Here is a 13,363-nt window from a genome sequence, read left to right as displayed (position 1 = left end):
TCAAGCATAATTTGCTGTCTAATTATTTAATACAGCAACTCAAACGCCCAAGTATTCCTATGTGCTTGGTTTAATTGAAATTGTCCCGTGGCGCGGCTCCCTCCGCTCCCTATTTGTGCCAGTTGCGTAAGTCCTGATCCTCTAAAATCGCTATGGCGCAAGCAGATGGCTGCTTATCCATTTCATTTGATTGATCACTAATTGGCTTAACCTACTCTTAACATAAAAGCCAACATTACAGTCAGCGGCGCTACTAAAGTCAGGAATACAACACTTGTGTAGAAAATTGTATCAAAAATACCAGCTAATAAAGCACTAATATGAAAGTTGCCAAACTGTCAAAATTTTTCCCTGCTACATAATTGACCTGAAAAAAATAGTTAGAATAACATCAATACTCTCTTTTAGAGGGTTAACCTACCACAAAAGTGACAAATTTCAATTTGTATGAATGCAACTAGCCAGTCTGCCAGCCCTACCGATACATATTCCCATCGTTTGGCAGACATTGTGGGAACTGCGATCGCTCTAGTGACTCTAACACTACCTGTGTTTGTCATTGCCCACTATTCAACTGATGCTTCAAATAACCAGCAACCCCCAACCCATACACCACCAAGAAGTGGAAATTAAAAAATACTTACAACAAAGGGATCACAGCCAGTTAGCTCGAGAAAGGAGAAAACAGATTGTGAGCTAAGATTTTGAATGTGTAGACAGAGCAGCCTGAGGAAGTTGGCGACGGCGGGAATCCCTCTTTCTGTGAACAGATATCTTGATGTTTTCCTAGAGATGTATATATAGTTTGACATCCTTCCTCTGGCCGCAGCGTTTCCTGTATGCGTCGGATGACTCCCGCTCACAAAGTTTTAGCGGTAAGATGAATTGTACCGCAGAGACTTTGGTAGCATACTAATAGGGGCAATTCACCAATTGCCCCATTAAAGCTGGGTAGTTGTGACAATCAAGCAAAATTACTGGGTTAAGTCAGAAGACAGAACATTACAGTACTGTGAAACACACAGGAATTCAAGCTTGTGGCTGCGACGTGAAATACCAGGTGTTACTTGTACCAAAAAGCGGTTTTCTGTATAGGCGCAGCCTTCCCGCAAGGTAGCAAGAATCTCCCCTTCTAAGGTTAGTGGGGGAGTGTGAAATACATCGCATCAGTTGTGGGTACTTGACAAATGTGTACAAGCAGCCAAACTGAATGCTAATTTAATTTACCGTTATCAGAGGAGTTTTTTTTGTGGACTTATCCCGTATTCCTGCTCAACCAAAACCGGGTATACTCAATGTTTTAATTGAAATCCCCGGCGGGAGTAAAAATAAATACGAGTTTGACAAAGATTTACAAGCCTTTGCCCTGGACAGAGTGCTTTATTCTTCCGTACGATATCCTTATGACTACGGTTTTGTACCTAACACCTTAGCTGATGACGGCGATCCTCTCGATGGTATGGTGATTATGGATGAACCTACCTTTCCAGGCTGTGTGATTGCCGCACGACCAATTGGGATGTTAGAAATGATCGACGGCGGTGATCGCGATGAGAAAATTCTTTGTGTTCCTGACAAAGATCCGCGCTACGCTCATGTAAAATCTCTCAAAGACCTAGCACCACACCGATTAGAAGAAATTGCCGAATTTTTCCGCAGTTATAAAAATTTGGAAAAGAAGGTTACAGAAATTCTCGGTTGGCAAGATGTTGACAAAGTTGCACCCTTAGTAGAGAAATTTATTAGGGCTGCTAAAGCATAATACAAAAGCTCACAGTTATCAGTTATGAGTTATGAGTTATGAGTTTTGGTTTTTAACTCCTAACTCTAACTGTCCATTACCTTTGTCAAGACACAAACAGCCTTGGCCAGTTGTGAACGGCAAAAAATGCTCTAAAAATCTGAAAAAAAATGCAGCGTACTCTCCTTTTGGCAAAAATTCATAACTGTACCCTCACGGGGGCAAATATCAACTACGTGGGTAGTATCAGCATCGACCAAGTATTGTTGGACAAAGCTGGAATTTTACCCTATGAGCAAGTGCAAGTAGTGAATAATGCTAATGGTGAGCGTTTTATTACTTATACAATACCAGCCCCAGCTAATTCCGGCGTGATTGAACTCAATGGCGCTGCAGCACGTCTAGGAATTTCAGGCGATCGCGTGATTATTATGGCTTATGGCCAGTTTACGCCAGAAGAGTTACAAAATTACGCTCCTAAGGTAGTCCTGGTGGACGAAAACAACCGACCATTAGAAGTCTAGTCCTGGGTAAGTACTTATAGAAAACAATTAACGCTCTCCTGTGCATCCATCAGGAGAGCTAGGAGGTTAGTTTTGTGCCATCAGCTTTTCTTTATCCCGGCGGCGTTTTTTAGCGTAAAGCTGAATTGTCACCGCCATCAAGATGATCAAGCCAAAAACCACCCAAACTGTAATATCTGTTGGTAGATTATTTTTAAACACAGCCAATAAGACAATCACCAGTAACATCACGGTCGGTGCTTCATTTAAAGCCCGCAACTGCTGACCACTCCAGCGACACTCATCGGCGGCCAACTGTTTCATTAGACGACTACAGTAATAATGATAACCTACTAGAAGACAAACAAATAGTAGCTTAATGTGCAACCAACCCTGTTTTAAAACTTCGGGTTCAGTGCTTAATAAACCTATAGCCATTGCTACGGTTACCAACATTCCCGGAGTGGTAATGATGTTGTAGAGCCGTTTTTCCATAATCTCATACTGAGTTTTCAGTATGGTTTTTGCTGGTTCTGGTTCTTGGTTGGCTTCTACATGGTAGATAAATAGACGTACTAGATAGAATAATCCCGCAAACCAAACTACAATGCCAATCAAATGAAATGCTTTAAACCACGAGTAAGCCATGAACTCAAATCTCCATCAATTTTATTGTTAATAAAAATTGGATAAATGCAGTCTTAAATAATATTATCAAAAGCGAGAAAATCATTGTTCACTAGCCTTGACCATACTTAAACTTAGACAAAAAAATGATTTTTGATTGAATTACACAGGAGTTACTAAATAAACACTGAGCCACATATCAAACGCCTAAAATATGTTTTTGGAGACATTTCGACTGACTCTTGTAATTTATTCTCTATAGTTATTCCGATAACTTACCCAATCACTGAAACAGATAAGTTGAGATTTTGAATTGTTCAAGTATTTTCCTGGCTCTATAATATCGATTTTTCCCAGATTTAGCTATTTTCTGACTAGGTATTTATCCGCCGGACAAAGGGTAAAAGGTCTTCTAAAATCTCTTTGTGGTAGTGTTCTTGAGGGTAATGTCCGACATTGTTAATTTTTATTAATTCGGCATGAGGTACAGAATGAGCAAATTTTTCTGCTACATCTATGGATAGCCAAGGGTCGATCATTCCCCACTGAATCAGAATGGGTTGTTCCCATTGCTGAAAGCCAGATTCTATTTCCGACATTGATTTGTCTAGTTGTAAGTTGCGAATAGTGGCCAGCAGACTTCGCCCCGCAGTGGAAGCTTTTAAAAATGGTTTGCGATAAATATCTAAATCTTCATCTTCGATGCGGTAACGACTACCGCCTTCTAGTGTGCGATCAACCAACAGAGGGTCTTGGGTCAGCATTTCACCAGCCAATGGTAAACCCAGTTGTTTGATTTTCCAAGGTAATTTGGCAGTGGTGGAAATTGGTGTGTTTAAAATAGCTATGTTAGCAATTTGTTCTGGATGGCGCAAGGCATATTGTAACCCTACAGAGCCTAAAAATCCCTGAACAACTAAAGAAAAACGTTCCAATTCTAAGGCTTTGATGAATCCTTCTAAGGCGGTGATAAATTTATCGGGTGTGTAGGAAAAATCCCATTTTTCTGGCTGGGCGGAAAAGCCATAACCAATCCAATCAGGGGCGATCGCTCTGGTTCCTTGACTGGCTAAAGCCGGCATAATGTTCCGCCAACTGTAACTCTGTGATACTAAACCGTGTAGTAACACCACAGGCAGTAAATCTGTTTTGCCAATGGGTTCAGATTCCCGATAAAACCATTGTAGAGAATCTACGGTAATTTTATGTTCTTTTAAAGACACGTTATGTTCCTAAGAAAATCTCAAAACTATTTTTTATTTTCAATAGAAATAATCATCTCACGAATTGCGTCAGCTGTGGCCGGTGCTAGTAAAACCCCATTGCGGTAGTGTCCAGTGGCTAAGAGGACGTTACTAAAGCCTAGTAGTTTGTCAATCACTGGCGCGGGACGATTTTCAGGACGGGGACGTAAACCCGACCAGGTGCGAATAATTTCGGCTGTGGCTAAATCTGGGCAAAAGGCGATCGCTTGCTGCCAAACTTGATCTAACAATTCTTGATTAGGTGGGATTTGATCATCATGACTAGGAAACTCTACCGTCGCACCCACCCAATAATTACCATTCCCCACAGGGACAATATGTACATCATTCCCAGTCACAACCGGCTGAAACTCAGGATTATTGCCTAATGGTCGTTCTAGACGTACTTGTAACGCTTGTCCTAGTACCGGACGAATATTTACCCTCTGGTTTAGTTGTGCTGTGAGTGATGTAGAACCTAGTCCCGCTGCTACGACTATGCAATCAGCGTTAATTTTACCCTCTGTAGTGGCAAGTGCAGGAAAGTTATTACCTTCTTGTTCAATGCCCAAAACATCCACACCAAATTTAAACCTTACCCCATTGTATTGGGAAGCCTCAACCAAAGCTAAGGTCAAAGCCCTGGGATTTAGTTGACGGTCTTGGGGAGAATACACCGCAGCGGTAACTTGAGGGTGATTCACTTGAGGACAAAAAGTTTTGAGTTTGGCTGTGTCCCAAATTTCTAACTTCCAGCCTTGAGAGTGGCGAATTTCCGCCAGTTTTTCCCACTCTGGTAAATTTTCTTCTGCCCCTAAAAGCTTGATCATCCCTTGGCGGTTAAAAGGAATTTTACGACCTGTTAAAGCTTCTAATTCGGGAATTAAGGTTTCGTAGCGTTGGATGCTTGTTTGTCGCCTTTGCCAAGCTTGACCTTTGATTTTATGGCTAATCACACCCATTAAAACCCCTAGTGCCGCACCTGTGGAAGCTTGGGCGGGTGGTTGACGGTCAATGACTGTAATGTTAAGACTCTTAATTAGGCTGAGTTCATAGGCGATCGCCGCTCCCACAATACCACAACCGATAATCACTATATCCATGTTTTTAGAGGAATTTATCTTGGTATTTCTTGTTTCTATTGTGCGATCGCTTCTGGTGCTGCGCTGGGCGCAATCGCCTGAGCAATAATCTGTGGTGATGATCTTTTGATTAATTATACAAGAGTGGGGAAGTCTGGCTATTTAGCGGAAAAATTCGCGCTTTTCAAAGCCAAACATATTCGCTACCAAGGAGTTAGGAAAACTTTGGACTTTTTGATTATAAGCTTGTACAGCTTGATTATAACGCCTGCGTTCCACAGCCAGGCGTAGTAGCGCGAGGCTAACTCCAGCACATCTGGGGCAATTTCTTCGGGAATTCTCTTTTCTGGATTGTTCATCATAGTATCTACCAACTACCACCAGCGCCACCGCCACCGCTACTACCGCCGCCAAAACCATCACCACCCCCACTACTACCGTCCCCGCTACTACCGTCGCCAAAACTATTACCACCGCCGCCGCTACTGCCGGAGGTAAGATAAATCACATATCCGAACAATAAAAATATTCCCACCAGTCCGAAGCTACGTAACATCACCCATATGAAAGGAGGTTCATTCTCAGTCACCCCTGCTCTAGGTACAATGGCCACTGTATCAGGTTCAGAGGCTAAAACGACTACCAGCGCCTTTGTTCCCGCTAGGATACCACCTTCAAAATCCCCTTGTTTAAATTTGGGGATAATCTCGGTATCAATAATATTTCCCACTCTAGCATCGGGTAAAATCTCCTCTACACCGTAGCCAGTTTCAATTTCTACCCGGCGATCGCCTACTGAGATTAAGAATAATACACCATTATCTTCTCCTGCTTTGCCAATTCCCCAGTAGTTAAATAATTCGGTGGCAAAGTCTTTAGGAGAAGCTGCTGATAAAGTGCTTGGTACTGTGACTACAGCCATTTCTGTACCCCTGTTCACCTCTAAATCAGAAATCATCTGATTAATTTGGGCTTGTGTATCCTCACTGAGGATACCCGCCATATCAGTTACCCAATCACTAGATTCCTGGCGGGGATTGGGGACTTCTTGAACTGTCACTGCTAGGCTAGGTAGAGGCGCAAAAATTACAGATAAACCCACAGATAAATTAAATATTATCACGCAAATATAATGGGGTTTATTCTCGTTAAAATTAAATTGCATTGGTTTGGCCTCGATATGGCAAAGGTCTAGAGATTATCTAGTTCACATCAGTGAATATCCCAAGACCGGACAGCAGGTAGAGAGGAAAACAACAAACTGCTTACCCTCTACCCATTGTATTCTAGCTAGTGCCTAATGTACTTATGATTTCCCACTGCTATCAGGAAGCAGTTGCAGGAATTGGTCAATATCTCCCAAAGCTGCTTGGTAGTTATTCAAAGCCGGCTGTGTATTACCCTGTCCAGCAGCTTCATCAATTTTAACTAAGTGGTTCAGCAAATCTCGGTTTTTTTCCCGTGCTGTGGGTTGGGACGAAGGCAGGAGATTGGGAATAATATAAGTCATGCTCAACCTAGCTTCTGTCATCGGACCATGTATAAAATTACCTACATTAATCCAATCCTTTTTTTCAATCAGGGTTTTTAGTTCTGCAGCGCGATCGCGCACAGCCTGAATTTTGGGAACATATTCCTGAATTCTCTCTAGTTGAGTTGCTGAGTAGGTTGGAGGTGCAACTGTGCCACTAGGACCACCACAGCTAATAAGTAATGTGGCTAATAATACTAAAATCAGCGAAAAAATCGAGCGTTGACGCGCCATAAACTGAATTGAATTTGTTTTGTATGTGCCGACTAACAGTGTAATTTTAGATCGTTGGGGTGATTTATCGTTCTACTTCACAAGGTATTTTCCTGAAAAATCTAGTTATGGGGGTTGGTATTTTGGCTTTATTCCATAATTACTGAGTACTTTGAGGAAAATTAAGTATAATTACTCAAGATAACCCTGAGCAGTCTCCCAAGACTTAATCAGCAGTTGTTAATCTCCAGAATTGTCAAGAAAGGGAAATTTTAAATTTGCTAAGTATCAAAGGTACTGATAAGCTCCAAACACTAATATAATCAGCCTTCTGGCGGTTTTTCTGTCCTAACATTCCCCATAGTTCCGTAAAATATAGGAGTGTTTTTTCGTGAACGCATCTGAACAAGCAACAAACCTTGAACTCGCCAGCAAGATTGCTACCGTAGTGAATTTGTTTAAATTGGAGTTTCCTGATGCTAAATCAGATCTCAAACCTTGGAAGAATGACCCAGATACCAGGGAGTTGGTAGATCCAGATTCTATAGACATCGGTTTTCACTTTCCGGGAATCAGCAAATCTTGGCGCAGTCGCAGTATCTTAATTCAAATCCGCTTTTACCAAGATCCCATAAGTGACTCACGGCGTGCCATTGGTTTAGAAGTTGCAGGTTTTGACCACCGTGGTGAGGCGTGGCGACTGTCTACAGTAGAAAACTGGAGTTTTGTCGGTATGTGTGAACCTGCTCCAGAAGTCGGTGACAAACTCAAGCAGATTTGTCGGCACATTTTAGAGGTGTTTAATAAACCTAGTGATTAAGACTCATTAATCAGGGGTCTTGGTGTTTTACACTTACCATCGACACAATAGGCTGATTGATAGGTACTCTCACGCTTGCCAAAAAGAGTATAACGGTGGTCGCGGATTTGTTCATAAAAGCGATCGCCCACCCACTTCATCCCAGGTAAACCCCGGTAAGCATCTACAAATACTCTTCCCATAGGTAATAACCTCCCAATCTCTTCAGCAGCGTCACTACCTTGCCAACGTCTTTGCGGTGTATCGCCATCAATTAAAATTAAAATCATCCCCAGTTGACAATCTTGGGGGGTAATTCCCCACCGTGCTAGTGTTTGTTCATCTTGCATGGGAACGTAGCGAAACAGCCTTCCTTGCTCTAGGGTTTCTAGTAATTGCACTAGGGTAACACAGAGATTACAGTTTCCATCGTAGATAACGTAGTAATTCATAAAATTGACTTCTTTGGATGGAGGTAGATAGGTAGTGAGGAAAATAAGTACAAAGACTGAGGCAAAAGTGTGACTTTTTGAGTGGAAATAAAACCAACATCTCCCCATTCCTCAATTAGGTACACTAGAATTTAATTCTAAATCATCTAGGAATACCAAAGAGAATGTCTAAAAAGCGTAATTCACCATTACCCAGTAATCTCTTTCCCTCCCAAACTCCCTATCAGTCAGAGAACTGGGAGGAGAGAGTCGCCCAGGTAGGGTATCGCTTTAACCGACAGTATCAAAAGCAAGACTTGGAATTACCAGCAGAAATACAGGAAATGCCCATATATCAAGAATGGGTAGCGGGGATTTTGTCAGGGAGAATTGTTTCTCCTTTTTGGGAAATTGCTCAACCGAAAAAAAACCAGCAATGTTTAGATATTGGCTGTGGTGTCAGCTTCTTAATCTATCCTTGGCGGGATTGGTCAGCATATTTTTATGGTCAAGAAATCAGCACTGTGGCGCGGGATACCCTCAATTCCCGTGGTCCCCAATTGAATTCTAAGCTGTTCAAAGGTGTAGAGTTGGGGCCAGCCCATCAATTAAACTACTCGCCCAACCAATTTGATTTGGCGATCGCTACAGGTTTTAGCTGCTACTTTCCCCTAAAATATTGGGATGCTGTGTTACTAGCAGTCAAGGGGGTGTTAAAACCAGAGGGACATTTTGTATTTGACATCCTCAACCCAGAACACCCTTTAGCAGAAGATTGGGCAGTTTTGGAAACATATTTGGGGGCTGAAGTATTTCTAGAACCGATAGCCGATTGGGAAAAAATCATCAAAGCTACTGGTGCAAAAATAGTGAAGCAGCAATCAGGAGAATTATTTGATTTATATAAAGTCAAGTTTTGATACTTTTCTAACTTTCAGAACTCCATACTGTATAACCTTAGGCTGAGGACTTAAGTATTGATCTTGAGAAGAATGAGGTCAGGTAGTAATCCACTGTGGATTATGCAGATGAACTCAATACAGGAGTTTTTTTTTATGGCTGATGCAATCCAAAACGTTGACCTAGATAGCACCATCTCCGCATTGCAAACAGACCTGACATCTATCCCTACAGACCAAGCCATGGCTATCATCAATACTTGGCAGCAACAACTCTCAGGAACTGACCTAGCTGAAGACTTGGGTGAACTGAAAGAGGCGCTCCTCAGTGGCGATGCGGCATCCATTGCGGATATTCTGGTTGACTTAGGTGAAGATACTCAAAGCGCAGCAGCTAACGCTACCGGTAACATAGCCGATAAAGTGCAGCGACTCGGAGAAATGCTTTGTCAAGCTGGTAATTCTTTGGGCTAGTTGTAAATCTTTTCCATTTCATCTAGGATAGCAGACATAATGGGCATGAGCAACTGTGTCTCTACCCACAGTAACCACTGTATACAAGCAAACAACCTAATAAGTTGTGTCCCTGAGTACATTGTGAACTGGCAAGTCTTAACTGATAATTGTTAAGGAACCTCACCCCCCTTTGATTTCCGGTCAAAGTCTCCCCTGGGGTGGGGTTCTTTTTCAGGTTCATACAACAGTAAATATATGGGCTACAACGGCAAAACCCTGGCGGAACTTTATCAAAATACACTCCTCAATGACGTACTGCCATTTTGGGAAACATATTCCCTGGACTGGGAGCATGGCGGCTATTTCACCTGTTTAGACCGCAGTGGTCAGGTTTATGACACAGATAAATTTATCTGGTTACAAAATCGTCAAGTGTGGACTTTCTCCATGCTATGCAACCAGCTAGAAAAACGGGAAACCTGGTTAGCAATTGCCAAAAATGGGGCTGATTTTCTGGCTCAACATGGCAGAGATGCTGAAGGTAATTGGTACTTTGCCCTTACCCGTGCAGGTCAGCCACTGATAGAACCCTATAATATATTTTCTGATTGCTTTGCCGCCATGGCATTTAGTCAATACGCCTTAGCTTCTGGCGCAGACTGGGCTAAAGATGTGGCGCTGCAAGCCTATAACAATGTTTTGCGCCGTCAGGATAATCCTAAAGGCAAATATAACAAGACCCATCCGGGTACTCGCCCCATGAAGTCCTTAGCTGTACCCATGATTTTAGCTAATCTCACTTTAGAAATGGCATGGCTGCTACCCAGTGAAACCCTTGAGAATGTCCTAGCTACCACTGTTAAAGAAGTGATGACGGATTTTCTTGACCAGGAACGGGGACTGATGTATGAGAATGTCACCCCTAACGGTTCTCACATTGATTGCTTTGAGGGGCGGTTAATTAATCCTGGTCATGGGATTGAGGCTATGTGGTTTATTATGGATATCGCTAGCCGGAAAAATGATACTGATACTATTAATCAAGCTGTTGATGTGGTGCTAAATATCCTCAATTTTGCCTGGGATAATGAACACGGCGGATTATATTACTTTATGGATGCAGAGGGTCATCCCCCCCAGCAATTGGAATGGGATCAAAAACTATGGTGGGTGCATTTAGAATCTTTAGTTGCATTAGCCATGGGCTATCGCTTGACGGGGCGTGAGTCTTGTTGGCAATGGTACCAGAAAATGCATGATTATACTTGGTCACACTTTGCTGATCCTGAAGGTGGGGAGTGGTTCGGTTATCTCAATCGTCGTGGGGAAGTGTTGTTAAATCTCAAGGGCGGTAAGTGGAAGGGGTGTTTCCATGTACCCCGTGCATTGTATCTTTGTTGGCAACAGTTTGCAGCGCTCAGTTAACTGGGATTTTTCCCAGTATAGCCTCTGTGCAAGGTCTGTGGGGAGTGGTACAGGTAAAAGAAGATGACAAAAGAGATTAATTTAATTGCTGTTGCGGATAAATTCACACATCAAGGTCAGGTTGTAGCCATTCAGTCTTTGGGGAATGGTAATATTAATGAAACTTTTCTGGTAACTCTCAATTGTGCCAAGCTACAGCATTTTGTGTTGCAACGCATTAATACCCAGGTGTTTCGGCAGCCGGAATTGGTAATGCAGAATATGCGTATTGTCACAGATCATGTTGGCGATCGCCTTAAAGATAGCCCAGTTAATCGCCCCTGGAAGTTTCCCCGGGTTTTATCAACTGAAGATAGTCAAGACCTGTGGTTAGATGAGAATGGCCGCTGTTGGCGAGCTATTAGCTTTGTGGAAAATGCCCAATGCTTCGACACCCTGGAAGATAGTTACCGCGCCTCAGAAGTCGGCTATGCTTTGGGGATGTTCCATCATCTCATCAGTGACCTACCGCCAACAACACTAGCGGATACTTTACCAGGGTTTCATATTACACCACTTTATCTACAACAGTATGAGGAGATCCTGGCAAAAACTCACCCACACCTATCACCAGAAGTCAATTATTGTTTACAATTCGTTAGCTATCGCACCAGTTTTACAGATATTTTAGCAACTGCCATCAGTAAGGGTAAACTACCATTACGCCTGATCCACGGCGACCCTAAAATCAATAATGTGTTGTTTGATCGAGGGACTCACAAAGCAGTCAGCCTGATAGACCTGGATACCGTCAAACCGGGATTAATACATTATGATATTGGTGACTGCGTGCGATCGGGTTGCAATCCCCTGGGAGAAGAAACCCAGTATTGGGAACAAGTTTATTTTAATACAGAACTATGTCAGTTAATTCTACAGGGTTATCTGGCTGTGGCTCAAGGTTTTCTCACAGAGAATGACTACACCTACATTTATGATGCCATTAGGTTGATTACCTTTGAGTTGGGATTGAGGTTTTTTACTGACTATTTAGCTGGGAATATTTATTTTAAAGTCAAATATCCAGAACACAATTTGGCTAGGGCCTTAGTTCAATTTAAGCTGACTGAAAGCATCGAATCTCAAGAAACCACAATTAGCCAAATTATCCGAGATTTGAGATGAGAAATCAGACATTTTCCTTACTACCCTTTCCCTCACAGCAATTCTTACCCAATATACAGATTATAGGTAATATCCACCGATATGCAAATCAACTTACCCTGAATTACCAAGTTATCGGTGACTTACAACAGCTTGTGATTCCTCGTCGGTTATCAGATACACCGACCCGTCACCATGAACTATGGAAAAATACTTGTTTTGAGTTTTTCTTGGGTATTAAAGGTAATCCACAGTATTGGGAGTTCAACCTTTCCCCTGCTGGAAATTGGAACGTTTATCACTTTGATGGATACCGTCAAGGGATGAGAGAGGAAACAGCTTTTGATCTTCTTCCCTTCACTACCCAGTACCAAGGAGATAGTTTAACCCTGGTTGTGGATCTTGATTTGGGTCAAATCATCGTCATAGAACAGGAAATAGAAGCAGCAATTACTACTGTGATAGAAGATAAAAATAGTAATATTACTTACTGGGGATTAACTCATAGTGGGGTAGAGCCTGACTTTCATCGGCGAGATAGCTTTATGATTGATTTGTAACTGTGCGATTCGTTCTTCCTAAATGAGCATTTATGCTCAGGGACGGAAGGTAAGACTGGGTAAAACCAGAATCTTATAACTGTGTGTTCATGTGGGTGAGAATCCCACCCCCTAGGTGCAAGGGTGACAGCATCTTCCTTACGGTAGCGACTAGCCATCAATCTGTAAAGCACCGAGGAAAAGGCGTTCATACTGGGAGCCTAACCTGGTACACGTCGAGCAAAGTACCCATGAGTAGTCAACGAAGATGTGTTTGAAGCGTCGTTACCCTAAACCAGCCAAATCAGGCTGATAGGCTGGAACCAAAAGGTAAAGGATAAGGAAACGGCTATTATGTGCTAGACCGTTAAGCACTTCCGATAAACCAGGCGAATAGCATCACTCTAAAGGTACACAGAATGGACACATGGAACGAAGTAACCCCTTGTTAGCCCTTTTAGAAGGTCGAATCTAAAAGTAGGTGCTAACCGGATGCTGCAAGCGGGGAAGATTGAGTCAGAAGCGAACGCTTAGGGTAATGCCTAAGATATGCTGACAGATTCACGGTGATATGGAAGATAAAGTCTCTAGTAGGAATTATGACTAAAACGAGTGTAAAGACTACGGTAGAATGGAACACGATTAACTGGAAACAGTTAGAACGTCGTGTTTACAAAATCCAAAAACGAATTTATCAAGCCTCAGCCCGTGGTGATGTCAAGGTTGTTCG

Annotated in this window: 17 protein-coding genes; 10 read left to right on the top strand and 7 right to left on the bottom strand. The window is 42.4% G+C overall.

What is annotated here, in order from left to right; genetic code table 11:
- The first annotated feature begins 447 nt into the window (after positions 1-447).
- The 3 genes from NWP22_RS06845 (at position 448) to panD (ending at position 2,265) form a co-directional block, all read left to right on the top strand.
- Entirely contained in the window at positions 448-633 is a 186-nt protein-coding gene (locus NWP22_RS06845; protein WP_271733337.1) for a TLTLP motif-containing protein, read from the top strand.
- 616 nt (positions 634-1,249) lie between these two features.
- Positions 1,250-1,762, top strand: coding sequence for an inorganic diphosphatase (locus NWP22_RS06840; RefSeq protein WP_271733338.1), 513 nt, complete (start codon positions 1,250-1,252; stop codon positions 1,760-1,762).
- 149 nt (positions 1,763-1,911) lie between these two features.
- The gene (panD, locus tag NWP22_RS06835; protein WP_271733339.1) at positions 1,912-2,265 is read left to right on the top strand and encodes an aspartate 1-decarboxylase; all 354 of its coding nucleotides are present in this window, start codon (positions 1,912-1,914) and stop codon (positions 2,263-2,265) included.
- A gap of 66 nt (positions 2,266-2,331) precedes the next feature.
- Here the strand turns inward: panD and hemJ are convergent, their stop codons facing one another.
- The 6 genes from hemJ to psbQ form a co-directional block, all read right to left on the bottom strand.
- Positions 2,332-2,892, bottom strand: a complete 561-nt coding sequence (hemJ, locus tag NWP22_RS06830; RefSeq protein WP_271733340.1) for a protoporphyrinogen oxidase HemJ — start codon at positions 2,890-2,892, stop codon at positions 2,332-2,334.
- Between the two features lie 353 nt (positions 2,893-3,245).
- A complete protein-coding gene (locus tag NWP22_RS06825) occupies positions 3,246-4,094 on the bottom strand; it encodes an alpha/beta fold hydrolase (protein WP_271733341.1) in 849 nt (282 codons plus the stop codon).
- Between the two features lie 26 nt (positions 4,095-4,120).
- Complete coding sequence (locus NWP22_RS06820; RefSeq protein ID WP_271733342.1) at positions 4,121-5,218, bottom strand: NAD(P)/FAD-dependent oxidoreductase; 1,098 nt, start codon at positions 5,216-5,218, stop codon at positions 4,121-4,123.
- Positions 5,219-5,359: 141 nt separating this feature from the next.
- Positions 5,360-5,611, bottom strand: a complete 252-nt coding sequence (locus NWP22_RS06815; RefSeq protein WP_271733343.1) for a LemA family protein — start codon at positions 5,609-5,611, stop codon at positions 5,360-5,362.
- Positions 5,565-6,362 carry a TPM domain-containing protein gene (locus tag NWP22_RS06810; RefSeq protein ID WP_271733344.1) on the bottom strand — a complete coding sequence of 266 codons (798 nt, stop codon included), beginning with the start codon at positions 6,360-6,362 and terminating at the stop codon, positions 5,565-5,567. Before NWP22_RS06810 ends, NWP22_RS06815 begins: the two co-directional genes overlap by 47 nt.
- A 141-nt stretch (positions 6,363-6,503) precedes the next feature.
- Positions 6,504-7,001 carry a photosystem II protein PsbQ gene (gene psbQ / locus NWP22_RS06805; RefSeq protein WP_417006600.1) on the bottom strand — a complete coding sequence of 166 codons (498 nt, stop codon included), beginning with the start codon at positions 6,999-7,001 and terminating at the stop codon, positions 6,504-6,506.
- A gap of 331 nt (positions 7,002-7,332) precedes the next feature.
- Between psbQ and NWP22_RS06800 the strand changes: the two genes are divergently transcribed.
- Entirely contained in the window at positions 7,333-7,761 is a 429-nt protein-coding gene (locus NWP22_RS06800; protein WP_271733347.1) for a hypothetical protein, read from the top strand.
- Here the strand turns inward: NWP22_RS06800 and NWP22_RS06795 are convergent.
- Entirely contained in the window at positions 7,758-8,192 is a 435-nt protein-coding gene (locus NWP22_RS06795; protein ID WP_271733348.1) for a thiol-disulfide oxidoreductase DCC family protein, read from the bottom strand. The two genes, NWP22_RS06800 and NWP22_RS06795, sit on opposite strands and share 4 nt — an antisense overlap.
- Before the next feature lie 164 nt (positions 8,193-8,356).
- Here NWP22_RS06795 and NWP22_RS06790 point away from each other — a divergent pair, with 164 nt between their 5' ends.
- The 6 genes from NWP22_RS06790 to NWP22_RS06765 all read left to right on the top strand — a co-directional run.
- Positions 8,357-9,091 (top strand): class I SAM-dependent methyltransferase, encoded by a 735-nt coding sequence (locus NWP22_RS06790; protein ID WP_271733350.1) that lies wholly within the window; start codon positions 8,357-8,359, stop codon positions 9,089-9,091.
- Between the two features lie 135 nt (positions 9,092-9,226).
- Positions 9,227-9,544: a hypothetical protein gene (locus tag NWP22_RS06785; RefSeq protein ID WP_271733351.1), complete on the top strand. Its 318-nt coding sequence runs from the start codon at positions 9,227-9,229 to the stop codon at positions 9,542-9,544.
- A gap of 237 nt (positions 9,545-9,781) precedes the next feature.
- A complete protein-coding gene (locus tag NWP22_RS06780; protein WP_280801657.1) occupies positions 9,782-10,951 on the top strand; it encodes a n-acyl-d-glucosamine 2-epimerase in 1,170 nt (389 codons plus the stop codon).
- Between the two features lie 63 nt (positions 10,952-11,014).
- On the top strand, positions 11,015-12,115 hold the full coding sequence (locus NWP22_RS06775) for a phosphotransferase enzyme family protein (RefSeq protein ID WP_271733354.1): 1,101 nt from the start codon (positions 11,015-11,017) through the stop codon (positions 12,113-12,115).
- Positions 12,112-12,654, top strand: coding sequence for a DOMON-like domain-containing protein (locus NWP22_RS06770; RefSeq protein ID WP_271733355.1), 543 nt, complete (start codon positions 12,112-12,114; stop codon positions 12,652-12,654). Before NWP22_RS06775 ends, NWP22_RS06770 begins: the two co-directional genes overlap by 4 nt.
- A gap of 578 nt (positions 12,655-13,232) precedes the next feature.
- The coding region (locus NWP22_RS06765; RefSeq protein ID WP_280801658.1) for a reverse transcriptase N-terminal domain-containing protein at positions 13,233-13,363 on the top strand (131 nt) is incomplete at its 3' end.

Origin of the sequence: Anabaenopsis tanganyikae CS-531, assembly GCF_029891675.1 — a bacterium.
GTDB classification, from domain to species: Bacteria; Cyanobacteriota; Cyanobacteriia; order Cyanobacteriales; family Nostocaceae; genus Anabaenopsis; species Anabaenopsis arnoldii.
The sequence above is the reverse complement of the archived record's forward strand: the minus strand, read 5'-3'. Positions and strand labels throughout refer to the sequence as shown.

Coding starts and splice junctions, on each gene's coding strand:
- NWP22_RS06845 (WP_271733337.1), top strand. CDS start 448: ATGAATGCAACTAGCCAGTCTGCCAGCCCTACCGATACATATTCCCAT.
- panD (WP_271733339.1), top strand. CDS start 1,912: ATGCAGCGTACTCTCCTTTTGGCAAAAATTCATAACTGTACCCTCACG.
- hemJ (WP_271733340.1), bottom strand. CDS start 2,892: ATGGCTTACTCGTGGTTTAAAGCATTTCATTTGATTGGCATTGTAGTT.
- NWP22_RS06820 (WP_271733342.1), bottom strand. CDS start 5,218: ATGGATATAGTGATTATCGGTTGTGGTATTGTGGGAGCGGCGATCGCC.
- NWP22_RS06810 (WP_271733344.1), bottom strand. CDS start 6,362: ATGCAATTTAATTTTAACGAGAATAAACCCCATTATATTTGCGTGATA.
- NWP22_RS06795 (WP_271733348.1), bottom strand. CDS start 8,192: ATGAATTACTACGTTATCTACGATGGAAACTGTAATCTCTGTGTTACC.
- NWP22_RS06790 (WP_271733350.1), top strand. CDS start 8,357: ATGTCTAAAAAGCGTAATTCACCATTACCCAGTAATCTCTTTCCCTCC.
- NWP22_RS06785 (WP_271733351.1), top strand. CDS start 9,227: ATGGCTGATGCAATCCAAAACGTTGACCTAGATAGCACCATCTCCGCA.
- NWP22_RS06780 (WP_280801657.1), top strand. CDS start 9,782: ATGGGCTACAACGGCAAAACCCTGGCGGAACTTTATCAAAATACACTC.
- NWP22_RS06775 (WP_271733354.1), top strand. CDS start 11,015: ATGACAAAAGAGATTAATTTAATTGCTGTTGCGGATAAATTCACACAT.
- NWP22_RS06770 (WP_271733355.1), top strand. CDS start 12,112: ATGAGAAATCAGACATTTTCCTTACTACCCTTTCCCTCACAGCAATTC.